The organism is Allobosea sp. ASV33, assembly GCF_016428755.1.
GTDB lineage: Bacteria > Pseudomonadota > Alphaproteobacteria > Rhizobiales > Beijerinckiaceae > Allobosea.
This window is the reverse complement of record NZ_JAELTI010000089.1, coordinates 1-24,318: the sequence shown is the minus strand read 5'-3', so window position 1 is coordinate 24,318 and position 24,318 is coordinate 1. Positions and strand designations below refer to the sequence as shown.

20 protein-coding genes, 2 tRNA genes and 2 pseudogenes are annotated in these 24,318 nt (G+C 67.1%); 11 read left to right on the top strand and 13 right to left on the bottom strand.

Features of this window, described 5'->3' with window-relative positions:
- The 5 genes and pseudogenes from JHD80_RS21195 to JHD80_RS21175 form a co-directional block, all read right to left on the bottom strand.
- Positions 1-301, bottom strand: a pseudogene (locus JHD80_RS21195) (TIM-barrel domain-containing protein); the annotation flags it as partial.
- A gap of 190 nt (positions 302-491) precedes the next feature.
- Positions 492-1,559 carry an ABC transporter ATP-binding protein gene (locus JHD80_RS21190; RefSeq protein ID WP_465246542.1) on the bottom strand — a complete coding sequence of 356 codons (1,068 nt, stop codon included), beginning with the start codon at positions 1,557-1,559 and terminating at the stop codon, positions 492-494.
- Positions 1,556-2,608 (bottom strand): carbohydrate ABC transporter permease, encoded by a 1,053-nt coding sequence (locus tag JHD80_RS21185; protein ID WP_199091528.1) that lies wholly within the window; start codon positions 2,606-2,608, stop codon positions 1,556-1,558. Before JHD80_RS21185 ends, JHD80_RS21190 begins: the two co-directional genes overlap by 4 nt.
- A complete protein-coding gene (locus tag JHD80_RS21180) occupies positions 2,605-3,627 on the bottom strand; it encodes a carbohydrate ABC transporter permease (protein WP_199091527.1) in 1,023 nt (340 codons plus the stop codon). The genes JHD80_RS21185 and JHD80_RS21180 overlap by 4 nt, the downstream gene beginning before the upstream one ends.
- Positions 3,628-3,632: 5 nt before the next feature.
- Positions 3,633-4,910, bottom strand: a complete 1,278-nt coding sequence (locus JHD80_RS21175) for an ABC transporter substrate-binding protein (RefSeq protein ID WP_199091525.1) — start codon at positions 4,908-4,910, stop codon at positions 3,633-3,635.
- Between the two features lie 168 nt (positions 4,911-5,078).
- On the opposite strand from JHD80_RS21175, the gene JHD80_RS21170 reads away from it, so the two are divergent.
- The 10 genes and pseudogenes from JHD80_RS21170 (at position 5,079) to JHD80_RS21125 (ending at position 16,741) form a co-directional block, all read left to right on the top strand.
- Positions 5,079-6,116, top strand: a complete 1,038-nt coding sequence (locus tag JHD80_RS21170) for a LacI family DNA-binding transcriptional regulator (RefSeq protein ID WP_199091522.1) — start codon at positions 5,079-5,081, stop codon at positions 6,114-6,116.
- Between the two features lie 157 nt (positions 6,117-6,273).
- Entirely contained in the window at positions 6,274-9,357 is a 3,084-nt protein-coding gene (gene fdnG, locus JHD80_RS21165) for a formate dehydrogenase-N subunit alpha (RefSeq protein WP_199091521.1), read from the top strand.
- A 10-nt stretch (positions 9,358-9,367) separates the two neighbouring features.
- A complete protein-coding gene (fdxH, locus tag JHD80_RS21160) occupies positions 9,368-10,285 on the top strand; it encodes a formate dehydrogenase subunit beta (RefSeq protein WP_199091519.1) in 918 nt (305 codons plus the stop codon).
- Positions 10,269-10,964, top strand: coding sequence for a formate dehydrogenase subunit gamma (locus JHD80_RS21155; RefSeq protein ID WP_199091517.1), 696 nt, complete (start codon positions 10,269-10,271; stop codon positions 10,962-10,964). Before fdxH ends, JHD80_RS21155 begins: the two co-directional genes overlap by 17 nt.
- A gap of 66 nt (positions 10,965-11,030) precedes the next feature.
- A complete protein-coding gene (gene fdhE / locus JHD80_RS21150; protein ID WP_199091516.1) occupies positions 11,031-11,951 on the top strand; it encodes a formate dehydrogenase accessory protein FdhE in 921 nt (306 codons plus the stop codon).
- A 175-nt stretch (positions 11,952-12,126) separates the two neighbouring features.
- On the top strand, positions 12,127-13,533 hold the full coding sequence (gene selA / locus JHD80_RS21145; protein ID WP_199091514.1) for an L-seryl-tRNA(Sec) selenium transferase: 1,407 nt from the start codon (positions 12,127-12,129) through the stop codon (positions 13,531-13,533).
- Complete coding sequence (locus tag JHD80_RS21140) at positions 13,520-14,269, top strand: tetratricopeptide repeat protein (protein WP_199091512.1); 750 nt, start codon at positions 13,520-13,522, stop codon at positions 14,267-14,269. The genes selA and JHD80_RS21140 overlap by 14 nt, the downstream gene beginning before the upstream one ends.
- A pseudogene (selB, locus tag JHD80_RS21135) lies at positions 14,266-16,080 on the top strand (selenocysteine-specific translation elongation factor); the annotation flags it as partial. The gene JHD80_RS21140 and the pseudogene selB, both read left to right, overlap by 4 nt.
- 105 nt (positions 16,081-16,185) lie before the next feature.
- Positions 16,186-16,281, top strand: a tRNA-Sec gene (locus tag JHD80_RS21130).
- 76 nt (positions 16,282-16,357) lie between these two features.
- Positions 16,358-16,741 carry a hypothetical protein gene (locus JHD80_RS21125; protein WP_199091510.1) on the top strand — a complete coding sequence of 128 codons (384 nt, stop codon included), beginning with the start codon at positions 16,358-16,360 and terminating at the stop codon, positions 16,739-16,741.
- 6 nt (positions 16,742-16,747) lie between these two features.
- Here JHD80_RS21125 and selD read toward each other — a convergent pair whose 3' ends face one another.
- Positions 16,748-17,824, bottom strand: a complete 1,077-nt coding sequence (gene selD / locus JHD80_RS21120; RefSeq protein WP_199091508.1) for a selenide, water dikinase SelD — start codon at positions 17,822-17,824, stop codon at positions 16,748-16,750.
- 330 nt (positions 17,825-18,154) lie between these two features.
- Between selD and JHD80_RS21115 the strand changes: the two genes are divergently transcribed.
- Positions 18,155-18,898 carry a creatininase family protein gene (locus JHD80_RS21115; RefSeq protein ID WP_199091507.1) on the top strand — a complete coding sequence of 248 codons (744 nt, stop codon included), beginning with the start codon at positions 18,155-18,157 and terminating at the stop codon, positions 18,896-18,898.
- Between the two features lie 278 nt (positions 18,899-19,176).
- On the opposite strand, the gene JHD80_RS21110 is transcribed toward JHD80_RS21115, so the two are convergent.
- The 7 genes from JHD80_RS21110 to JHD80_RS21080 form a co-directional block, all read right to left on the bottom strand.
- Positions 19,177-19,252: transfer RNA gene (locus tag JHD80_RS21110), tRNA-Phe, on the bottom strand.
- Positions 19,253-19,421: 169 nt separating this feature from the next.
- Positions 19,422-19,751, bottom strand: coding sequence for a hypothetical protein (locus tag JHD80_RS21105; protein ID WP_199091505.1), 330 nt, complete (start codon positions 19,749-19,751; stop codon positions 19,422-19,424).
- Between the two features lie 118 nt (positions 19,752-19,869).
- Positions 19,870-21,150: an NAD(P)/FAD-dependent oxidoreductase gene (locus tag JHD80_RS21100; protein WP_199091503.1), complete on the bottom strand. Its 1,281-nt coding sequence runs from the start codon at positions 21,148-21,150 to the stop codon at positions 19,870-19,872.
- Entirely contained in the window at positions 21,147-22,169 is a 1,023-nt protein-coding gene (locus JHD80_RS21095) for a Dyp-type peroxidase (RefSeq protein ID WP_199091501.1), read from the bottom strand. Before JHD80_RS21095 ends, JHD80_RS21100 begins: the two co-directional genes overlap by 4 nt.
- A 75-nt stretch (positions 22,170-22,244) precedes the next feature.
- Positions 22,245-22,451, bottom strand: a complete 207-nt coding sequence (yacG, locus tag JHD80_RS21090; protein WP_199091499.1) for a DNA gyrase inhibitor YacG — start codon at positions 22,449-22,451, stop codon at positions 22,245-22,247.
- Positions 22,444-23,265, bottom strand: a complete 822-nt coding sequence (locus tag JHD80_RS21085) for an SDR family NAD(P)-dependent oxidoreductase (protein ID WP_199091497.1) — start codon at positions 23,263-23,265, stop codon at positions 22,444-22,446. Before JHD80_RS21085 ends, yacG begins: the two co-directional genes overlap by 8 nt.
- 80 nt (positions 23,266-23,345) lie before the next feature.
- Positions 23,346-23,954, bottom strand: coding sequence for a Maf-like protein (locus JHD80_RS21080; protein WP_199091495.1), 609 nt, complete (start codon positions 23,952-23,954; stop codon positions 23,346-23,348).
- Positions 23,955-24,318: the final 364 nt, after the last annotated feature.

Sequence of the window (24,318 nt, the reverse complement as noted above, 5' to 3'; positions counted from 1 at the left end):
TGACCTCCGCGGTCAGCCCGCCTGCAGCGATCACGACCTTGTCAGCGCTGGCGCGGATATCCGTCTTCGGACAGGCGAAACCGTCGAGGCTGTCGCGCGGACGCCCCTCATAGGCCGGCTCCAATCCGCCAGGCGCAATCGACCAGCCGCGGTCGAGCCGGTAGCCGTCCTGCGGCTTCAGCGTGACCCGGCCGATATCGCCTTCGAGGATGCGGACCGCGAGCGTATGGCCGAACCCGAGATCGAACAGGGCGGCTTCGCCGTCGCGGCCGAGATAGCGGCCTTGGCTGAGGGCTTTCATGGGGTGGTCTCCGAATACCTAAATTTCATTCGCGCCGTCATTCCGGGGCAGGCCGGAGGCCTGAGCCCGGAACCCAGAACCGATGCGCTCTCAGGAGGAGATTGGACCGCCCGGCCCTTCTCCATGACGGCATCTGCTCTGGGTTCCGGGCTCTTCGCTTCGCGAAGCCCCGGAATGACGGCGCGCATCTTCAAACCCGAACGGCTTTCCCCGCCTCGTCGAACAGGTGCAGGTGGGCCTGGGGGAAGGCGAGGTCGACGGTCGCGCCGCGCTCATGCGGTGTCTGACCGTCGAGGCGCAGCGTGATCTGCGGCAAGCCGGCGGCGGCGCCGTAGAGATAGCTCTCACCGCCCAGCCGCTCGACCAACTCGACGGTGAGCTTGAGGCCGCCGGCCTCGGCCAGCGCCAGATGCTCCGGACGGATGCCTAGCGTCACCGGCGCACCGACAGCGAGGCTCGCGGTCTCGCAGGCGACCTCGTGCCCCTCCTCGCCAACGGCGACCCGGCCGGGCGCCGCGACGCGGCCGGGCAAAAGGTTCATGCGCGGCGAGCCGATGAAGCCGGCGACGAAGAGATTGTCGGGGCGGTTGTAGAGTTCCAGCGGCGTGCCGACCTGCTCGATCCGTCCGCCCTGGAGCACGACGATGCGGTCCGCCAGCGTCATCGCCTCGACCTGATCATGGGTGACGTAGATCATCGTGCCGCCAATCTCGGCATGGAGCGCGGCGAGTTCCTTGCGAGTGGCGACGCGCAGTTCGGCATCGAGGTTCGACAGCGGCTCGTCGAACAGGAAGATCTTCGGGTCGCGCACGATGGCGCGGCCGATGGCGACGCGCTGGCGCTGGCCGCCGGACAACGCCTTGGGCTTGCGTTCGAGATAGTCGGTGAGGCGCAGCATCTCGGCCGCGCGCTTCACGCGCCGGTCGATCTCGTCGCGCTTGAGCCCCATGTTCTCCAGCGCGAAGGCCATGTTCGCGTACACGCTCATATGCGGGTAGAGCGCATAGGACTGGAACACCATCGCAAGCCCGCGCTCGGACGCCGGGAGATGCGTGGCATCACTGCCGTCGATCGCGATCGTGCCCCCGGTGATCTCCTCCAGCCCGGCGATCGAGCGCAGCAGGGTCGACTTGCCGCAGCCGGACGGGCCGACGAAGACGACGAACTCGCCATCGGCGACATCGAGATCGATGCCGTGCAGCACCGTCGTCGCACCATAGGCCTTGCGCACGCCGGAGAGTTTCAGGCCGGCCATTATTTCATTCCCGTATTGGCGATGCCGGTGGTGATGAACCGCTGCAGGAAGACGAAGACGAGCGCGACCGGCAGCAAGGTCACCACGGTCATCGCGAGCAGGTAGTGCCACTGCGTCTGCAACTCGCCCTGGAAGGCGTTGAGGCCGATCTGCAGCGTGTAGGATTCCGTCTTGGTCAGCACCGCCAGCGGCCAGAGGAACTCGTTCCAGCGCCACATGATCGAGAAGATCGCGAGCACGGCCAGCGCCGGCATGGCCAGCGGCATAACGATGCGCCAATAGATCTGCCACTCGGAGGCCTTGTCCATGCGGGCGGCCTCGATCAGGTCGCGCGGCAGGGTCAGCATGTACTGGCGCAGCAGGAAGACACCGGTCGGGGTCGCGGCGCCCGGCAGGATCACGGCCCAAAGCGAATTGACGAGGCCGAGCTTGGTGACGACCAGATAGACCGGGACGAGGATGATGGTGATCGGGATCATCAGCGTGCCGATGACCATCAGCATCACCGCCGTCTTGCCGCGGAATTCGTAGATCGAGAGCGCATAGGCCGCCATCGAGTTGATGATCAGCGTGATGATCGTGGCGACCAGCGTGACGAAGACCGAGTTCCACAGGAAGCGCGTGAAGGCGAAGCGCTCCAGCGGCTCGGTATAGTTCTCGGTGGCGAGCTTGAACTCGCGGACGGGGGTGCGCTTGTCGATGGGGACGCGGATCGTCTCGCCCGACTTTTCGGGATCGACCATCTGGGCCTGAATGCCGATGCGGCGGACCTGCGCCAGCACGCGCTTCGAGCCGTCCGGCATCTCGACCTCGAAGAGCGGCAGTTTCTGCGACTGGCCGGGGACCGCCACCTCCTTCTGCGACATCGGCAGGAGCGAGGGCGGGAATTCGAGCAGGCCGGCCTGCGTCTTGAACGAAGACATGCCGAGCCAAAGGACCGGCCCGAACATCAGGACGACGCCGAGCGCGAGATAGGCATAGGCCGCGATATCGGTCCAATGCCAACGGCCGGGCTTGCGGCGGGCGGTGGCGAGCTTGGTCACGAGGCTCATGCGGCCCCCTTGCGGCGGCTCGCCGCGAGCTGGGCCAGCGTCAGCGCGAAGAGCACGACGCCGAGCACGACGGAGGCAGCGGCAGCCAGCCCGAAATTCTGGACCTGATTGGCGAAGGCGGTCTCGTAGATGTAGTGCACAATCATCAGCGTCGCGGTGCCGGGGCCGCCCCCGGTCAGGACGAAGACCTCGTCGAAGGTCTGCACGCCCTTGATCAGCGCGAGCACGATTACGACGATCATGTTCGGCCAGAGCAATGGCAGGGTAATGCGCCAGAACACGCGCCAGCGCGGCGTCGCGTCCATCTCGGCGGCCTCGTAGAGATCGGCCGGAATGGCCTGCAGGCCGGCGAGCAGGATCAGCGTGTAGAAGCCCATATGGGCCCAGACCGAGACGAAGACGATCCAGAACATCGCCCAGCTCGGATCGACCAGGAACAGGATGCGCTCGCCGCCGATCGAGGTGATCGCGGCATTGAGCAGGCCGTCGCGCTGGAGGATCCATTTCCAGGTCAGCGCCACCACCACCGGCGAGAGCAGGACCGGGAAGAAATAGACGGCGCGGAAGAAGCCGCGCGCCCGGATCTTCATGTTCAGGACGATCGCGGTCAGCAGCGAGAACAGCACCATCGCCGTGACCTGGAAGAGGGTGAAACGGGCGGTGTTGGACACGCCGCGCCAGAAATGGTCCTCGCGGCAGGACGACGGATCGAGGAAGGAGCCGCAATCGAAGAGATAGCCGTATTGCTGCGCCCCGACGAAAGGACGCTCGCTCGGGAACAGCCCTGCCCCGCCCGTCACCGAGAAGATCACGTTGATGATCAGCGGCAGGAAGACGAAGAGCGAGAAGAAAGCGAGATTGGGCAGGATGAAGACATAGGCCATCCGCCGCTCGCCGATCAGGCGCTGGAGCGCGCCCATCGGGCCGTCCACGAGCCGCATCAGCAGCGCGAGCGGCGCGGCGAGGAGGCCAGCGGCGACCGCACCCTCGCGGCGCGGCTTTGTCTCGGCGGGGGCCATGGCGCCTACTTCTTGCGCTCGGCGATCTGCTGGGCGATGTCGGCCTCGATGCGCTTATAGGCCTCGTCGAGCGTGCCCTCGCCCGAGATCGCCTGGCCGAGCCGGCTGATCACGGCGTTGAAGATGACGCGGTTGTTGACATAGCCCTGCAGCTTGTAGGCGACCGGCGAAAGCTCCGCGACCTGATCGGAGAAGACCTTGAGCGCGGCCTTGGCCTGCGGGCTCGCATCCTTGTAGTCGAGCCCCTTGGCGGCGATGCCGAGATGGCCGGGCACGAAGAGCGAGCGGGCATAGAACTCGCTCAGCACCGGCTCGCTCGCGAGGTAATCCATCACCTTGGCGACGGCTTCCGGGCTCTTGGTCGTCTTGATTGCGACCAGGCCGGCGCCGCCGGGCATGCCGGAACAGTTGCCGGCCCCGCAGGGCGAGGGAACCGCGACCCAGTCGAAGGCGTCGCCGACCGTCTTGTCGAACTGGGCGATCTGCCAGGAGCCCGAGTGGTACATCACCACCTGGGCGTTCTTGAACTCGTCATTGGCGCCGCGATAGGCGGTCCCGGAGACCGAGCCCCAGAGCTCCTTCTTCATCACGCCGCTCTGGTGCCAGTCATAGACGCGCTTGGCGGCGCGCTTGAAGCCGTCGTCGATCACGGCCGGCTCGCCCTTGTCGTCGAGGACCTTGGCGCCCTCCGAGACCGCGACCGAGAAGAAGCGATGGCCGGAGCGGTCCATGGCGAGCGGGAACGGCGCCTGCACCTTGTCGGCCACGGCCTTCGCCGCCTTGCCCCAATCCTCCCAGGTCGCCTTGGCTGATGGCATGGCGATGCCGGCCTGCTCGAACAGCGTCTTGTTGACGAAGGGGCCGGTGACGGTGAGCTGCGTCATGAAGCCGGTGATCGCACTGGAATCGCCCTCGGGGCGCATCCAGGGCAGGAACGGCCCGAAATTCTTCTCCCAATAGGCGGCGTCCTTCAGATAGGGCCGCATGTCGAGCGCGTAGCGGGCAACGCCGCCGAGATCGACGACGCGGGCGATATCCGGCCCCTGCCCCGAGGCGAGCTGCACCGGCAGATTCTCGGTGATCGCCTTGTAGGGCACCTGGTCGAGCACGACCTTGATGTCCTTGTTCTGAGCCTCGAAGCGCTTGAGCAGATCGGCGACGACCTCGCCCTCGTTGCCGTCGGAATACCAGGCGATGCGCACCGTGGTCTGGGCGAAGGCCGTGCCGCCCATCGCGAGGCCGGCCGTCAGCGCGAGCGCTGAAATCCAGTGCTTACCCTGCATCTGCTTTCCATCCCTGTACCGGTCACGGCACCTCGTCGGGCACCTTGACAATCAGTAAGGCAAACGTTTGCCTAGCTTGTCAACGGGCAAGCGAACCGGCATGGCTGAGTTAGCCGGCTTCGGATATGTCGACAGGCGCGGCATGATCCGCGCGCCTTGGGGAGGGCCATGACGGCAAAGGCCGCAAAGCCGCTGACGGACAGCGTTTCGCTGGCGACGGTCGCACAGGAGACCGGCGTCTCGGTCGCGACCGTCTCGCGGATCGTCAACGGCAAGAACGGGCGGGCCTCGGCCGACACGGTCGCGCGGGTCGAGGAAGCGATCGCGCGATTGGGCTACCGGCCCAACCCGGTCGGGCGCGCGCTGAAGCGCCGCGCGAGCCGGGTGGTCGCGATGCTCGCCCCCAATCTCGACAACCCGGCCATGGCGGCGATCGCCGTTTCGACCGAAGCGGCGCTGCGCGACGCCGGCTATGTCATGATCCTCTGCGACACGCATGACCGCGCCGATTTGCAGGACGACTATCTGCAGGCGATGCGTGACCAGTTCGTCGCCGGCTATGTCATGGTCAGCGCGGTCGCCAGCGCGGGCCTCGCCGATGTCCTGGCCCGCGGCGACCCGGTGGTGTTCGTCGCGCGGCGCAACCCGCTCGGCGGCGGCGCCTATGTCGGCATCGACAATCGCCAGGCCGGCGCCGATGCCGCCGATCATCTGCTGGCGCAGGGCATCCGGCGCCCGGCCGTGCTGATGGCGACACAGAACGCCTCGAGCACCGCCGAACGCGCGGAAGGCTTCATCCGCCAGCTGGTCGCGCACGGCGTTCCGGAAGCCGAAATCCGCCAAGCGAGCGCGCCGGGCCTGTCGCATATCGAGATCGGCTACGCGGCCGCGAAAAGCCTGGAGGAGAGCTTCGGCTGGCCCGACGGAGCCCTCTGCGTCAGCGACATGATCGCCTATGGCGCCTATCGCCGCGCCACCGAAGCCGGCATCGCGATCCCCGAGCGCTGCGCGCTCGTCGGGATCGACGGAAACGCCATCAACTTCTGGATCGCGCCCTGGCTGACCTCGATCCGCATCCCCTATGAGAGCTTCGGCCGGCATATCGTCGCGCAGCTCGCATCGGCCTGGGGCGGCAGCGCGACCGTCGACATCAACGTCGCCCATGAGCCGCTTCCGGGCGCGGCCGCCACCATCCTTCGCGCCTGACGCAAGCGCGCAGCCGCGCCCTCCGCCGCACCACGATCGTACGGCGAAAGTCTAAGAACCCACCGATCCGGCCGAGAGGCCCTCGCCTTGACGCCCCTCGCCCAGAGTTTCACTATTCCAAATTGAACGACGCTTCGTCGTCGCCTGGGAGGTTGAGATGCTGCATGAGCTCTCGCGTCGCCAGTTTCTGAAAGCCGCAGGTGCGGGTGTCGCCGGTTCCGCCGTCGCCGCGCTTGGGTTTGGCGGTGCCGAAGAGGCGCTGGCCCAGGCCGTGCGGCCCTTCAAGCTGGCCCGCACCACGGAAACACGAAACACCTGTCCGTACTGCTCCGTCGCCTGCGGCGTGATCATGTACAGCCTCGGCGACAAGTCGAAGAACGCCCATCCGGCGGTCATCCATATCGAGGGCGACCCGGACCATCCGACCAATCGCGGCACGCTCTGCCCGAAGGGCTCAGCCCTGCTCGATTTCGTCCATTCCGAGACGCGCACCAAGGTGCCGCAATATCGCGGCCCCGGCGAGAAGGCCTTCCGGCAGATCAGCTGGAACGAGGCGCTCGACCGCATCGCGCGTCTGATGAAGGACGACCGCGACAAGAACTTCATCGCCAAGAACCAGGATGGCCAGACGGTCAATCGCTGGTTGACGACGGGCTTCCTGGCCGCTTCGGCCACCACCAACGAGACGGCCTTCCTGACCTACAAGGTCGTGCGAAGCCTCGGAGTTCTGGCGTTCGACAACCAGGCGCGCGTTTGACACGGACCGACGGTGGCCAGTCTGGCCCCAACATTCGGTCGCGGTGCGATGACCAACTCCTGGACGGACATCAAGAACACCGACCTCATCATCGTCATGGGCGGCAACGCGGCCGAGGCGCATCCGTGCGGCTTCAAATGGGTCGTCGAGGCCAAGGCCCAGCGCGGCGCCAAGTTGATCGTGGTCGATCCGCGCTTCACGCGCACGGCCTCGGTCTCGGACTTCTATGCGCCGATCCGGCAAGGCACCGACATCGCCTTCCTGCTGGGCGTGATCCGCTACTGCATCGAGAACGACAGGATCCAGCACGACTATGTGCGCGCCTTCACCAACGCGCCCTATCTCGTGAAGGAAGGCTTCGCCTACCAGGACGGTCTCTTCACCGGCTATGACGAGGCCAAGCGCGACTATGACCGCTCGACCTGGGAATACGAGCTCGGGGCGGACGGCTATGTCCAGGTCGACGAGACCTTGCAGAACCCGCGCTGCGTCTACCAGCTCCTGAAGCAGCATGTCGCGGCCTATACGCCGGAGATGGTCGAGCGCATCTGCGGCACGCCGAAGGACAAGTACCTCGCGATCTGCAAGATGATCTCCGAGTGCTCGGCGCGCGACAAGACGATGACGTCGATGTACGCGCTCGGCTGGACGCAGCATTCCAAGGGCGCGCAGAACATCCGCACCATGGCGATGCTGCAGCTCATGCTCGGCAATATCGGCGTGCGCGGCGGCGGCATGAATGCGCTGCGCGGGCATTCCAACATCCAAGGTCTTACCGATATCGGCCTGATGTCGGACCTGATCCCGGGCTATCTCAACATTCCCAAGGATCGCGAGGTCGACTTCAAGACCTATATGTCGACGCGCGGCTTCAAGCCGCTGCGGCCGAACCAGATGAGCTACTGGCAGAACTACGGGAAGTTCATGGTGAGCTTCCTGAAGGCGATGTGGGGCCCGGCGGCGACGGCGGAGAACGAATTCGCCTATCAATGGCTGCCGAAGCTCGACGTCTCCGGCTACGACCTGCTGCGCATCATGGACCTGATGCACCAGGGCAAGGTCAACGGCTATTTCTGCCAGGGCTTCAACCCGCTGCTATCGGCGCCCAACCGCAACAAGATCACGGAATCGCTGTCGAAGCTGAAGTTCCTGGTGGTGATGGACCCGCTGCAGACGGAGACGGCGCGGTTCTGGAAGGACGAAGGCGTCCATAACGACGTGAAGCCGGAGTCGATCCAGACCGAGGTCTTCGAACTGCCGACGAGTTGCTTCGCCGAGGACGAGGGTTCGCTGGTCAATTCCGGGCGCTGGCTGCAATGGCACTGGCCGGGCCAGGAACCTCCGGGCGAGGCGAAGGCCGACACCTGGATCATGGCGCAGCTCCATATGCGCCTGCGCGAGCTCTATCGGAAGGAAGGCGGCGCCTTCCCCGACCCGATCGTCAACCTGCACTGGCCCTATCGCGACCCGATGGACCCGCAGCCCGACGAAATGGCCAAGGAGATGAACGGCTACGTCGTCTCCACCGTCACCGACCCGGCCGACCCGAGCAAGGTGCTGCTGGAGAAGGGCAAGCAGGTCGACACCTTCGGCCAGCTCCGCGACGACGGCTCGACCGCCTGCGGCTGCTGGATCTATTCCGGCAGTTGGACCGAGCGGGGCAACATGATGGCCCGGCGCGACACCAGCGACCCCGGCAATACCGGCGCCTATTCGAACTGGGCGTTCTCCTGGCCGGCCAACCGGCGGATCCTGTACAACCGCGCCTCGGCCGATCTCGACGGCAAGGCCTGGGATCCCAAGCGCAAGCTGATCGAGTGGAACGGCACGGCCTGGACCGGCTATGACGTGCCCGACATCGCGGTGAACGCCAAGCCGCGCGATGTCGGCCCGTTCATCATGAATGCCGAGGGCTCGGGCCGCCTGTTCGCCCGCGGCCTGATGCGGGATGGGCCCTTCCCGGCGCATTACGAGCCGTTCGAGAGCCCGGTCGCCAACGTGATGGCGCCCAATATCCGCGGCAACCCGGTCGCGCGCATCTTCCCCGCCGACCTCGCCGCGCTCGGGACCTCGGACAAGTTCCCGTATGCAGCGACCTCCTACCGCCTGACCGAGCATTTCCACTACTGGACCAAGCATGTCTGGGTGAATGCGGTGCTCCAGCCGGAGTTCTTCGTCGAGATCAGCGAACAACTGGCCGCGGAGAAGAACATCCAGAAGGGCGGCTGGGTGAAGGTCTCCTCCAACCGCGGCTCGGTCTATGCCAAGGCCGTGGTGACCAAGCGCATCAAGCCGCTGATCTGCGACGGCAAGACCGTCCATGTCGTCGGCATCCCGCTCCACTGGGGCTTCACCGGTGCGGCCAGGAAGGGCTTCGGCCCCAACAGCCTCACCCCGTTCGTCGGCGACGCCAACACCGATACGCCTGAGTTCAAGGCGTTCCTGGTGAATGTCGAGCCGTCCAACGGTCCGGCGACGAGCTAGGGAGGGTCTGATGGGACTGCAGAGCCAGGACTTCGCCCGCATCTCGGCGACCAATTTCCGGCCGCCGGATGTCCGCCACGATTTCGAGGTGGCGAAGCTCATCGACGTCTCCAAATGCATCGGCTGCAAGGCCTGCCAGGCGGCCTGCCTCGAGTGGAACAACCTGCGCGAGGAGGTCGGCATCAATGTCGGCGTCTACGACAACCCGCATGACCTGACGCCGAACAGTTGGACGCTGATGCGGTTCACCGAGTGGGAGAACCCGGAGAGCGGCAATCTCGAATGGCTGATCCGCAAGGACGGCTGCATGCATTGCGCCGATCCGGGCTGCCTCAAGGCCTGCCCCTCCCCCGGTGCGATCGTGCAGTACAATAACGGCATCGTCGATTTCGTCTCGGAGAACTGCATCGGCTGCGGCTATTGCGTGAAGGGCTGCCCCTTCAACATCCCGCGCATCAGCCAGGCCGACCACAAGGCCTATAAATGCACGCTTTGCTCGGATCGGGTCTCGGTCGGCCAGGCGCCGGCCTGCGCCAAGGCCTGCCCCACTGGCGCGATCACCTTCGGCACCAAGCAGGCCATGCTGGATTATGCGCAGGCGAGCATCACCGACCTGAAGTCGCGCGGCTTCAAGAATGCCGGCATCTACGATCCGCCGGGCGTCGGCGGCACGCATGTGATGTATGTGCTGCACCATGCCGACCAGCCGCAGCTTTACGCGAACCTGCCGCAGAACCCGAAGATCAGCCAGGTCGTCGAGCTCTGGAAGGGGCTGACCAAATATGCCGGCATGGCGGCGATCGGCTTCGCCGCGGCCTTCGCCTTCGTCCACGGCATCGTGGCCCGGCGCAACGATGTCAGCCGCGCGGAGGATCGCGAGGCCGAGCATCTGATCGACGAGGAGGCAGCCCGTGGCCGTCAGGCGTGAAGAGGAGCGCACGACCGTCGATCGCAACCCCGGCCGCGTGCGGGTCAATCACTGGATCACCGCGTTCTCGCTGATCCTGCTCGCGATCAGCGGGGCGGCGCTGTTCCATCCGGCTCTGTTCTTCCTGTCGGGCCTGTTCGGCGGCGGCTCCAATACCCGCGCGCTGCATCCCTGGCTCGGGGTCGTCCTGCTCGCCAGCTTCGCGATCCTGTTCGTCCAGATGATCCGCTACAATTTCTGGACGAAGGTCGATACGCAGTGGATGCGCCAGATCGGCGACGTCATGTCCGGCCACGAGGAGAACCTGCCCGAGATCGGCAAGTACAATGGTGCGCAGAAGATCGTCTTCTGGCTGATGACGCTGCTCATCCTCGTCCTGTTCGGGACGGGCATCATGATCTGGTACGAATATTTCGGCGCGAGCTTCACCATCGAGCAGCAGCGCTTCGGCCATATCCTGCATGCGCTGGCGGCGATCGCCATGCTGCTGGTCGTCATCGTCCATATCTATGCCGGCTTCTACGTCCGTGGCACCATGAACGCCATGACCGAGGGCAAGGTGACGGGCGGCTGGGCCTTCCGCCACCACCGGCTCTGGCTGCGCAAGGAAGCGCGCGAGGGCGTGATCGACGAGCGTCAGGCGCCGCCGCGCCATCACGGCGTCGGCCCGGCCGAATGATTTCGACTGCGGGACATCTCCGGATGCCCCGCCTCCCGTGACCCGTGCGGTTCGAGAGGGCCCTGAATGACTGACGATACCGGCCTTGCCACCTTCGAGGATGTCGGCACGCCCGAACGCGACAGGCCGCCCTTCGTGCGCCTCCCCGCCCCTGCGACGCTGTTTGCCGCACGCGCGGAGCGCTTCGCGGCGCTGGCGCCGGGGCACCAACTTGAGGGCTATCTCGGCTTTCTCGCCGGGCTGAGCGGGGCGCAGGCGATACTCTCCGCCGCGATCGACGCGCCCACCCTTCCCGCCGCCCAGGAATTGCGCTTGCGGGCCGCCAACGCCATGCCGGTGCTGCCGCGCGAGAAACTGGCGACCGACCCGGCCACCTCGGAGGCCTTCGACCGGCTCGCGGAGCTGCTGGGCAGTGTCGCCATGCCGGATGCCGCCCGGGCTGCTCTGGCCCGCGCCGTCGCAGCCGAACCGGACGCGAAACAGGCGATGTTCGCCGCCGTGCTCGCCGATGAAGTGCCGGTCGAGGCCGTGGCCGAGCATATCTTCGCCGCCGCCGCTCTTCAGGTCGTCGCGGCCCGGCGCAGCGCCCTGATCGACCCCGCCCTGCCCCAGCCGGTAGCTGAGGGCGTCTGCCCCTGCTGTGGTGGGCCACCCGTGGCGAGCGCAGTGGTCGCCGACCTTCATGTCGAGGGCGTGCGCTATGTCCACTGCTCGCTTTGCGCGGCGCAGTGGAACCATGTCCGGGTGAAATGCGTAACCTGCGGCTCGACCAAGGGCATCGCCTATCAGGAGATCGAGGGCGTCGCCGACACGATCAAGGCCGAGACCTGCGACGAGTGCCGGACCTATGTGAAGATATTGAACCGCCGAAAGGCGCCGGAGCTGGAGCCCGTGGCCGACGATGTCGCGAGCCTCGGGCTCGATCTCTTGGTGACCGAGGCCGGCTGGCGGCGCGCGGGAGTGAATCCATTCCTGCTCGGGTACTGAGATTGCCGGCTCGTCGTGGAACCGCCATCGTCATCCCGGACGGAGCCAAGCGGAGATCCGGGATTCATCGAAGGGCTGCGGAACTGTATGATGAATCCCGGGTCAAGCCCGGGATGACGGCTGTGTTTCCAAGCAGGACGAGCCGCCCAATCAAGCGTCTCCCGGAGGGAGCCTGATGAACAAGCCGGAACATTTCCGCCCGCCCTCGGTCGACACCGTGCTGCGCAGCGCCGAGGGCGAGCTCGCCGTCGCGCGCCATGGGCGTGCGGCTGCGACCGATGCGATCCGGCATGTGATCGAGCTGCTGCGGGCGGGCGGTGCGCCGGCGGCGGCCTCGGTGGAGCAGATCGGCCTGATGACGCTGGACCGCCTCGGGGAGCGCGATCGACCTTCGCAGCGCCCGGTGATCAACCTGACGGGAACGGTGCTGCACACCAATCTCGGCCGCGCCCTGCTGGCCGAGGAAGCGATCGAGGCCGTGGTCGCGGCGATGCGGGCGCCGACCAATCTCGAATACGAGATCGAAGCAGGGCAGCGCGGCGAGCGCGACGCGCATGTCCGCGGCCTCATCACGGAGCTGACCGGCGCGGAGGACGCAATCCTCGTCAACAACAACGCATCGGCCGTTCTGCTCGTGCTCAACACCCTCGCCAGGGATCGCGAGGCGGTCGTCTCGCGCGGCGAATTGATCGAGATCGGCGGCGCCTTCCGCATGCCGGACATCATGGCCCGTGCCGGCGCGACCCTCCGCGAAGTCGGCACCACCAACCGCACGCATCTCAAGGACTACGCCGAAGCGATCGGGCCCGGAACCGGCCTGCTGATGAAGGTCCACACCTCGAACTATGTGGTGCAGGGCTTCACGGCCGAGGTCGGGCCGGCCGAACTCGCCAAGCTCGCCCGCCAGCACGACCTGCCCTTCGTCGACGATCTCGGTTCCGGCACGCTGATCGACCTCTCGCGCTGGGGGCTGCGCCGCGAGAAGACGGTGCAGGATGCGCTGAAAGGCGGCGCCGATCTCGTCACCTTCTCCGGCGACAAGCTGCTCGGCGGACCGCAGGCCGGCATCGTCGCCGGTCGCAAGGACCTGATCGCGAGACTGGCGAAGAACCCGCTGAAGCGGGCGCTGCGCCTCGACAAGCTCCGGCTCGCGGCGCTGGAGGCGACGCTGCGGCTCTATCGCGATCCCGATCGATTGGCTCAGCGCCTGCCGACGCTCCGGCTGTTTACGCGGACTGGCTCAGACCTACGCGCACTGGCGGAACGCCTTCAGCCGAAGGTCACAGCAGCGCTCGGCCCGGGCTGGCTCTTTGAGATCATCGACTGCGCCAGCCAGATCGGCTCGGGCGCGCTGCCATTGGAGACATTGGCGAGCGCAGGTCTCGCATTGCGGCCGGCCGGCAAGGCTACGGGCTCCGCCGTCGAGAACCTGGCGGCGGCCTTCCGCGCCGTGCCGGTTCCGGTGATCGGACGAATCGCGCAGGGCGCGCTCGTCTTCGATCTGCGCTGCCTGGAGGATGAAGCACTGTTCATCGCGCAGCTCGATGCCCTGAAACCCGAGCGGCTCGATGCGCTGGCTTGAGCGCCTGTTCGGCCGGGATCAGACCGCCGATGGCGACGTCGCCGCGACGATGGCGCAAGCCACAGCAGCGGTTGAGCGCGGTGACCACGTTGCTGCCCTCGCGCTCTGGGGGCCGCTCGCCCATGCCGGCATCGGGCGGGCGCAGAACAATATCGGCGCCTGTTTCGCCGAAGGGCTCGGCGTCGAGCGCGACCCGGCCCTGGCTCTGCGCTGGCTGACGCTGGCCGCCGAGAGTGGCGATCCGGTCGGGCAGCGCAATCTAGCGGCCCTACACTTCAAGGGCGAAGGCGTCGCGCAGAGCGATGCCGAGGCGATGCGGCTCTATCGGCTCGCCGCCGAGCAGGGCGACGCCCCGGCGCAGGACATGATCTCCTGGATGCTACTGGAAGGCGGAAATCCCGCCGACCGCGCCGAGGCCCTGCGTTGGGCGCAGGCTGCAGCCGCAACCGGCATCGCTACCAGCATGACGCGGCTCGGCATGATGCATCACGATGCATTGGGCGTTGAGCGCGACGCCGATGCGGCCGCGAGATGGTGGCAGCGCGGCATGGCGGCCGGCGATCCGGATTCGGAGGCGATGCTCGGTGCCGCGACCCTGCTCGGCCAGGGCGTGCCGCCCGATGCGGACCGCGCGCTCGCCCTCCTGCTCGCCGCCGAGGGCAAGGGCAGCACGCTCGCGGCCCCCTTCATCAAGGCTGCGCGCGCAGCCGTCGCGCCGACGGAGCCTGCGCCATGATCATCGGTACCGCCGGCCATATCGACCATGGCAAGACCTCGCTGGTCCGGCGCCTGACCGGTGTCGATACCGACCGGCTGAAGGAGGAGAAGGCGCGCGGCATCTCGATCGCCCTCGGCTTCGCCTATTGGCCGCAGACCGATGGCTCGGTCGTCGGCTTCATCGACGTGCCCGGCCATGAGAAATTCGTGCACACGATGCTGGCCGGCGCTGCTGGGATCGACCTGCTGCTGCTGGTCGTCGCGGCCGATGACGGCGTGATGCCCCAGACACGCGAGCATGTCGCCATCGCCCGGCTGCTCGGCATCCGCGAAGCGATCGTCGCGATCACCAAGGCCGATCTGGTCGAGCCGGCGCGGATCGAGGCGGTCGGGAGCGAGATCGCAGCGCTGCTGGCGGCGGGCCCCTTCGCCGGGGCGCCGATGCTGCCGGTCTCGACGCTGACTGGAGCAGGCGTGCCAGAGCTTGCCGACCTGCTCGCATCCCGCGCCCGCGAAGCCCGGGAACGGCAAGGCGACGGCGCCTTTCGGCTCGCGGTCGACCGCTGCTTCACCCTGCAGGGCGCCGGGACGGTGGTGACGGGCACCGTGCTGTCCGGCAGCATCGGCGTCGGCGACAGCGTGGTCGTTTCCCCCAACGGCTTGCCGGCGCGGGTGCGCTCGATCCACGCCCAGAACCGCGCGGCCGAGCGTGGCCTGGCCGGCGAGCGCTGCGCTCTCAATCTCGCCGGCCCCGGCATCACGAAGGATGCCATCCGGCATGGCGACATGGTGCTTGCACCGGCGCTCCATGCCCCGACGACCAGGCTCGATGCGGAAGTATCCCTACTCCCCGGCGAGAAGGCGCTGACGATGTGGCAGCCGGTGCGCCTGCATCACGCAGCGGCCGAAATCGGCGCCCGCGTCGTGCTGCTGGGGGACGCGATCGCGCCCGGCACGCACGGCGTGATCCAGCTCGTGCTCGATGCCCCGCTTGCCGCGGCCGCGCTCGACCGCTTCGTGCTGCGCGACACCAGCGCCTCGCGCACGATCGGCGGCGGGCGTTTCCTGGATCTGCGCGCGCCGGAGCGCCGGCGCCGCAGCCCGGAGCGCCTCGCCCAGCTCGCCGCGCTCGCCCTGCCCGATCCCGCGGAGGCCCTGCATGGCCTGTTGTCGGTGCCGCCGCACCATGCCGATATCGACGGCTTCGTCCGCGACCGCGCACTCGCCGCCCAGGCCGCTGAGACCCTGACGAACCAGCTTGACCTCGTCAGGATCGGCCCGCTCGCGATGCTGCCCGCGCCTTGGCAGGCGCTGGCGCTGGCCGCCACGGAGCGCCTTGACACCTTTCATGCCGAGCATCCCGACCTTCCCGGCATGGGGTTGGAGCGCTTGCGCTTCGCGATAGCTCCCCGTTGGCCCGCCCCGCTGTTCCGGCAGGCACTCGCCCGGTTGGCGGAGGACGGTGTGCTCGTGCCCGCGGGCTCATGGATCAGGCGCCCCGGCCACGAGGCCAGGCTTTCGCCGGAGGACGAGGCGCTCTGGGAGCGGATCAGGCCATTGATCGCCGATGATGAGCGCTTCCGCCCGCCGCGCGTGCGCGATATCAGCCATCTGCTCGGGCGGCCCGAGGAGGAGATCCGGCGCCTGCTGCGGCTGACTGGCCGGCGCGGCGATGTCCATGAGGTCGCGCTCGACCATTTCTTCCTGCGCGGCACGCTCGCCGACATGGTCGGCATCGCGGCCGAGCTCGCCGGGCTGCATCCTGATGGCTTCAATGCGGCCCAGTTCCGCGACAGGCTCGACAATGGCCGAAAGGTCGCTATCCAGATTCTCGAGTTCTTCGATCGCCATGGCGTCACGATACGCCGCGGCGACCTGAGGCGTATCAACCGGCGGCGGCTCGACCTGTTCGGCCCGCAGCCCGGCTTGAGCGATGGAGGAGAAACGTCCCCGGTGGGGCGTCCGGACTTCAAATCCGGGAGGGGCCGTCAGACGGTCTCTGGTGGGTTCGACTCCCATTCTCTTCCGCCAGTTCCCTGAGGGCGCATGACGAAGACCGGTACCGCCCTCCTCCACCGGATTGCCCGCCACCTGCCCAGGATGTCGTATGCCGCCATCTAGAGGCCTGGGCACCGATTTCGACCGCTGGCTCGGCAAGCTCTTCCGCAAGGGCCCGTTCACGGCGCTGATCGTGCTGGTGAAGATCGCCGAGCCGAAGGTCGAGCCGCTGCGCTCGACATTCGTCCATGTCGTCGGTGACGAGATCGACTGGGGCGATATCGTGCTGATGCTGCGCGGCGCCGGCGTGAACTGGGACGGCGCCGCCTTCTTCCCGACGCGCGACAACGATGGCGGGCTCGTACCGGACGATCTGGCACGCAACCGCTTGCGCGAGCTGGAGGCCGCCTTGCGCGAGGATCGGCTGACCCTCAACAAGGGCGCCTTCTTCGACGTCTGGGGCCGGAACCTCGAAGTTCAGGAAGCCCGCTGAGGCCGATCAGCCGATGACGACCTGCGCCGGCCCGGCCTCGACAGTCCCGACGATCCGTGCGGCCGGGTAGCCTGCTCCCTTGATCTGCGCGAGCACCGCTTCAGCCCTCTCGGGGGCGCAGGAGACCAACAGGCCGCCCGAGGTCTGCGGATCGGTGAGCAGATGGCGCTGCCAGTCCGGCAAGCCGGCGGGCAGCACGGCGCCCTCGCCATAGCTCGCCCAGTTGCGATGCGACGCTCCGGTCACCCTGCCCTCCTGGGCCAGGCGTTCGGCCTGCGACAGGAACGGCAGGTCGGAAAGCCGGAGCTTCAGCGTGACGCCGGAGCCGCGCGCCATCTCCAGCCCGTGGCCGAGGATGCCGAAACCTGTAACGTCGGTGATCGCGTGGACAGCCTCGTCCTCTGCCAATTCGGCACCGATGCGATTGAGCAGCGTCGTCGAGGCGATCATCTCGTCATAGGCGGCGGCGGAAAGCTCGCCCTTCTTGAACGCTGCCGAGTAGATGCCGACGCCCAACGCCTTGGTCAGGATCAGCGCGTCGCCGGGCTTGGCACCGCTGTTGCGGCGCAGGTTCGACGGCTTGAGCAGGCCGATGACCACAAGCCCGTAGATCGGCTCCGGCGCATCGATCGAATGGCCGCCGGCGACCGGGATGCCGGCCTCGGCGCAGATCGAGGCGCCGCCCTTGAGGATCTCGCGGGTCACCTCGATCGGCAGCTTGTCGAGCGGCATGCCGAGAAGGGCGAGCGCCATGATCGGCTTGCCGCCCATCGCATAAACGTCGGAGATCGCGTTGGTCGCGGCGATGCGGCCGAAATCGCGGGGGTCATCGACCACCGGCATGAAGAAATCGGTGGTCGCGACGATGCAGGTGTTGTCGTCGACCTGCCAGACCGCCGCATCGTCGCCGGTTTCAGTGCCGACGAGGAGCTGGCTATAGGGACCGGCCGCCGGATGCCCGGCCAGCAATTGCTGGAGCACGGCCGGTGCCAGCTTGCAGCCGCAGCCGCCGCCATGGGCCAGGCTGGTGAGGCGCAAAGGCTCTGCGGGCGCCGTCGCCGCGAGCGGGCTTGTCTGGTTCATCGTCGGAAACTCCGGGAGATCGGGGTCTGGCGGCCCTGCAGCCAAGCGCCGGCCTTCGCGCGGACGCGTCGCCGTCCCGGCCGATCAGCGCCCCGGCACGCGGGAGCCACAGCAGCAAGCATGCCCCATCGTTTCCGTATCGACCCGCAGCGTCAACGCTTCCTTTGGCTGATCTCCAGTCTCACCAGGCACCAACGCAGCCTGGCAGGTGTTCGGATCGTGCGAATGCATGGCTGTCGGTCCCTGACGGCGGTTGACCCCAAGCTTTCCCGCTTCCTAGGTTTTGAGACGGATCGATAGGCATTCCGCCTCGTTTGGAGATATCGGGTTATGCAACTGGCTCTCGCAACCTGGCACGAAGTCGAAGACTATCTCCAAACGTCGCGCGGCATCATCGTGCCCGTGGGATCCACCGAGCAGCATGGGCCCAACGGCCTGATCGGCACGGATCACCTCGACGCCGAGTTCATTGCCAAGGGAGTCGGCGACAAGATCGGCGCGATGGTCGCCCCCACGCTGGCCTACGGCATGTCGCAGCATCATCTCGGGTTCGCAGGCTCGGTCACCTTGCGCCCGTCGACCATGATCGCGATGGTCGGAGACATCGTGCGCTCCCTTGCCCGCAACGGCTTCGAGCGCTTCTTTTTCATCAACGGGCATGGCGGCAATATCGCGACCGTGACGGCTGCCTTCGACGAGGTCTATGCCTCGCTCTCGCTGCTGCCCAATGGCGAGCCTTCTCCGATACGCTGCCGGATGGTGATGTGGTCGAACGGCAAGCGTGCGACCGATATCGCCGAGGAACTGTATCCCGGGGTCAACGGCTCTCATGCCACGGCCGCCGAGGTTTCACTCGCGCAATTCTACCATCCGGAAGCGATCAAGCATGCGCAGATGACGCCCAAGGTGGCGCCGGCGAGCACGTCATTCTTCGACTGCTTCGATTATCGCAAGCGCTATCCCGATGGCCGCATTGGCTCGGATCCGTCGCTGTCCACTCCGCAGCATGGCGAAAGGCTGTTTGCCGCTGCCGTCGACGATATGATCGACGCCTATCGCGCGTTCCTGGCCTAGCGCCTATCGGCCGCGCAGCCGGCGCCGCTCGTCCGGCCGGCTGCCGCGGCTCCGATCCCAACGCCAGCCTGCTCGATCGCGGCGCGCGAAGCCCTTGGCCCGGATCGCGGCGCGAAGCGCTGCCGACCACGCTCGACCGTTGAGCCGACAGAGGGCAGCGTGGCCAACACTTGAGTTGGCCGTCAATGGAAGCCGGTGGACGCTTAGGGCTCAAACCCAATCGAAAGCCCCGAAAACTCGGGCTTTTCAGAGGTCTACAGAAGCGCTTGGAAGGAAAATGGTGCCCAGGGACGGAGTCGAACCGCCGACACTGCGATTTTCAGTCGCATGCTCTACCAACTGAGCTACCTGGGCGAACCGGGAGCGGCGCGAGGCCGTCCGTGTTGGTGGGGGCGATATAGAGGCAGGCGCTCGGCCTGTCCAGTCACTTCAGCCGGCTTTCTTCAATGTCGCACCAACTGGCTTCATGCCTGTGGATGGGGACGGCGGAAACGGGCGTCGATCCCGCTGGTCCCGGCTCCGTTCAGGAGGAAACCGCCGCCTGCCGCCATTCGCAATGGCCGAGCACGGCGGCGAGGCGATCGATCGCGGCGAGCGCCGCGCGCCGGCCGCGCTCCGATTCGGCGATCGCGGCATGGCCATAGAGCAGCCTGGCGAAGCCGATGACGTCGTTCATCACCTGGAACGAGGCTTCATGCAGCTCGCGGGATTCGTGGAGCACGTCATGAAGATGCGCGACGTGAGCCTCCGCACGTTCCTGCAGGGCCTTGGCATTGAGAATGCCGGCCTTCAGCACGTCGACGCGCAGCGTCTCGATGTCGCGCGCCAGCAGATCTTGCAGCCAGTCAGCCATGGCTCCTCCGAGGATAAGGAGATTGCGCCGGTTAGCCAGGGTTCAGACTATCATCGAAGCGGGCCGGCGGTGGCGAAAACCTGCCGTTTGGTTAGCTGGTTCTTTCCGGCAAGGGCCATCACCGCGCCTCGCGGCCGCCTCCCGGATCGCGCTGGGTGATCAGCCGGGCGCTGCGGTGGCCGCTGACATAGATCCAGAGCCAGTTGAGCGCGACGGCGAGCCGGTTGCGCAGGCCGATCAGGAAGAAGATGTGCGCGATGCCCCAGATCCACCAAGCCAGGCGCCCGCGCAGCTTGATCCAGCCGAAATCGACGATGGCCGCGCGCTTGCCGATCGTCGCGAGATTGCCGGCATTCCTGTAGGCGAAGGGCGGCGGGGCGGGCTTGCCCTGCAGCCGCACCCTGATGAGGCCGGCGACGTAAAGCCCCTGCTGCTTGGCGGCCGGCGCCACGCCGGGCACCGGCTTGCCGTCCGCGCCGGCGACGAAAGCGGTATCGCCGATGACGAAGATATCGGGCTCACCCGGCGCCGTGAGATCGGGCTCGACGCGGACGCGGCCCGCCCGGTCGGCCGGCGCCTCCAGCCATTCCGCCGCGGGCGAGGCCGCCACGCCGGCGGCCCATAAAGTGGTTCGGGCCGGCAAGAACTCGCCGCCGAGCATGATGCCGTCGGCGCGACAGTCGGAGACCGGCTGCCCCAGCCTGACCTCGACGCCCAGGCGCTCCAGCGCCCGCTCGGCATAGGCCGAGAGGTCCTCGGTGAAGCCGGCCAGAATGCGCGGGCCGGCTTCGACCAGAATGACGCGGGCGCTGCGGGTATCGATATTGCGGAAATCGCCGCGCAGCGTGTCATGCGCGAGTTCGGCGATGGTTCCGGCGAGCTCCACGCCGGTCGGCCCGGCCCCGATGATCACGAAGGTCAGCCACTCGGCACGACGGGCGGGATCGGTCTCCCATTCCGCCTGTTCGAAGGCCGAGAGGATGCGGCGACGGATGCGCGTCGCATCCTCCAGCGTCTTCACGCCCGGCGCATAGGGCTCCCATTCGTCATGGCCGAAATAGGCATGGCGGGCGCCGGTGGCCAGGATCAGCGTGTCGAAGCCGATCGGCCGCTCGCCCTCCAGCAGCACCTGCATATTCGCCCGGTCGACGCCGATGACCGTGCCGAGCAGCGTGGTGACGTTCTTGTAGCCGCGCAGCAGGAAACGGATCGGCCAGGCGATCTCGGAGGTCGGCAGCGAGGCTGTCGCGACCTGGTAGAGCAGCGGCTGGAACAGGTGGTGGTTGCGCTGGTCGATCATCGTGATCCTGACCGGTGCGCCCGCAAGGTTGCGCGCGGCCTCGAGCCCGCCGAAGCCGGCACCGACGATGACGACGTGATGGTCGTCCGCGGCGCTCATGGGCTCTGCGGCGCAGGCGGGCCGTCCCCGGTTGGCCCGGCCGGAGATGTCGCCCGGCTTTCGGGAGCGGTCTTCTCGGCCGTCACCTCATCCAGGAAGGTCGCGGTCGGCACGAAGAACAGCGAGCCCGTCACGGCCCGGCTGAAATCCAGCAGGCGATCGTAATTCCCCGGTGGCGCGCCGACGAACATGTTCTCCAGCATGCGCTCGATCCGCCGCGGCGTGCGCGAATAACCGATGAAATAGGTGCCGGCCTCGCTCGTGCCGGCCTGGCCGAAGGGCATGTTGTCGCGGAGGATGTCGACCGGCTCGCCATCCTCCGTGATGCTGGTCAGGACATTATGGGCATAGGGCTTCTTCAGCGCGTCCGGCTGCTCGATATCCGAAAGCTTGTGGCGCCCGACGATGTTTTCCTGCTCCTCGACCGGCAGCTTCTCCCAGCCGGCGAGGTCATGCAGGTATTTCTGGACGACGACATAGCTGCCGCCCGCGAAGCCGGCATCCTCGTCGCCGATCAGGGTGGCGCGGATCGCATCCGGCCCGCTCGGATTCTCGGTGCCGTCGACGAAGCCGATCAGGTCGCGGTCGTCGAAATAGTTGAAGCCATGAACCTCGTCGACGGCCGTGACCGCGCCGTCGAGCCGGATCATGATCTGCCGGGCGAGCTCGAAGCACAGGTCCATCCGCCTGGTCGAGCGGATATGGAACAGGATGTCGCCCGGCGTCGAGACCGCGTGATGCACGCCGCGGATCTCCCGGAACGGATGGAGCTCCCTGGGCCGCGGCCCGTCGAAGAGCCGGTCCCAGGCCTGCGAGCCGATCCCCATCACGCAGGACAGGTTGCCCTCGAGATCACGGAAGCCGATCGCCCTGAGCAGCCCGGACAGATCGGCGCAGAGCCCGCGTACCGCAGCCTCCGGCCCGCTGCCGGGGTTGATCGTCACGACCAGGAAGATCGCCGAACGCGTCAGCGACGCGAAAACCGGCTGCGACGCCACAGTGGGGAGACCTCTGTCCATGGATGACCGCGCGCTAGCCTCAGTGCCTCAGCTTGCACCGATGCGGGCCTGGAACTCAATCCATCTCCGTGGAGATTAGTCCTCGTGCTCGCGCTGCGGCGGCGCGCCCTCTTCCGCTTCGTCGACAGGCTCGCCGGGGATGACATAGCTGCCCTTGAGCCAGCGTCCGAGGTCGATATCGGCGCAGCGCGACGAGCAGAACGGCTTGAAGCGGGCCACCGCCGGCTTGCCGCAGATCGAACAGGGTTTTGCGGCCGGCGATGCGTTGTCGGTGTCAGTCATATTTGAGCGTGATGCCTCCATCGACGACGAGTTCGATGCCGGTGACATAGCGCGACTCGTCGCTGGCGAGGAAGAGCGCGGCGTTCGCCACGTCCCAGGCCTCGCCCATATGGCCCATCGGGACCTGGGCCGCGCGCGCGACCCACATCGCATCGACATCGCCCTGGCCATAGACCGCTGCGAGGCCGGCGGAATGCTCGACCATCGGCGTCTTCATCAGGCCGGGCAGGATCGCGTTCACGCGGATTCTCTGGGCAGCGAACTGCACCGCCGTCGTGCGGGTGAGCTGGTTCAGCGCCGCCTTGGTCGCGGAATAGCTGGCATAGGGCACGCCCGTATGGCGGATCGAGGCGATCGACGAGATGTTGATGATCGAGCCGCCCTCCCCCGTCTCCTCGAACTGGCGCTGCATCACCGGGATGACATGCTTCATCGCCAGGAAGGCGCCGGTGAGATTGACCTTGAAGACGCGATCCCAGACCTCCTCCGCCAGATCGACGACGCTGCCGACCTCGGCGATGCCGACATTGTTGTCGAGGATGTCGATGCGGCCATAGCGGCCGAGCGTGTGGCCGACGAGCTCGGCGACCTGGTCGGCCCTGGTCACGTCAGTCTGGACGGCAAAAGCCTGCCCGCCTTCATTCTGGATGATGGCGGCTGTTTCCTCGGCGGCATCGCGGTTGATGTCGGCGCAGATCACCTTCGCACCTTCGCGCGCGAAGATCGTCGCCGTCGCCTTGCCGTTGCCCCAGCCCGGCCCGATCGACCCCGCACCGGCCACGATCGCGACCTTCCCGCTCAGACGCCCCGTCATGTCCGTTTCCCCTTATTGACGCGTTTCCGGCTGCAAGATCAGCCGCGAGAAACCATCAGACAACCCGCATCGGCGCCTTATCAGGCTGCGTTCATCCAGCCGAAGCGGATCGGGAAGCCCTCGCCGCCGAGAAGGTTGACCGTCTCGTAGAGCGGCAGGCCGACGACCCCGGTATAGGAACCGACGAGCTTGACGACGAAGGAGCCGGCTATGCCCTGCACGGCATAGCCGCCGGCCTTGCCGCGCCATTCGCCGGAGGCAAGATAGGTCTCGATATCCTCGGTGGAGAGGCGCTTGAAGCGCAGGCGCGTCTCGACGATGCGCTCGCGGACCGCGCCCGAAGGCGTCACCAGCGCGACGCCGGTATAGACGCGATGCGCCCGGCCCGAAAGCAGGCGCAGGCAGGCCGCCGCCTCGTCGACGATCTCGGCCTTGGGCAGGATGCGCCGGCCGACGGCGACGACCGTGTCGGCGGCGAGGATATAGCAGCCTTCGAGATCGGCCCGGGCCTTGGCGCCCTCGCGCGCGGCCTGCGCCTTCTCGCGCGCCAGGCGGCGGGCCAGATCGCGCGGGCGCTCGCCCTTCAGCGGGGTCTCGTCGAGATCGGCCGGCAGCAGCGCGTCCGGCTTGAGGCCAGCCTGCTCCAGCAGCGCGAGGCGGCGCGGCGAGGCGGATGCGAGGACGAGCATCGGCCGCCAGCCGGGATGTTTGGGAGTGGAGAAAAGGCTCAACAGGCTGCTCGACAGGATTCCGGGCCGGAGGATTGCGGCGTGGGTCAAGCCTTAGAGCATTTCGGCAGGGCGATAAATCCATCCGCATCGGTATCGTTGGGAGCCTCGATTCACGGAACACGCTTCGGTTCCATGCGCGCCAGGCCTGCGGCTCTGGTATACCAGCCATTGCCAAGCGCCGCGGTTGGTCGCACAGTCCTACCGTTCGGCGCTCCTACCCTGTTGCCGCCGACCTACCGGAGTTTTCCCTCATGGCCCGCACGCGCAAATCGACGGGCTCCGCCCTCGCGACCGGGGCGGAGGCGCAGGTTCTCGCGGCCCG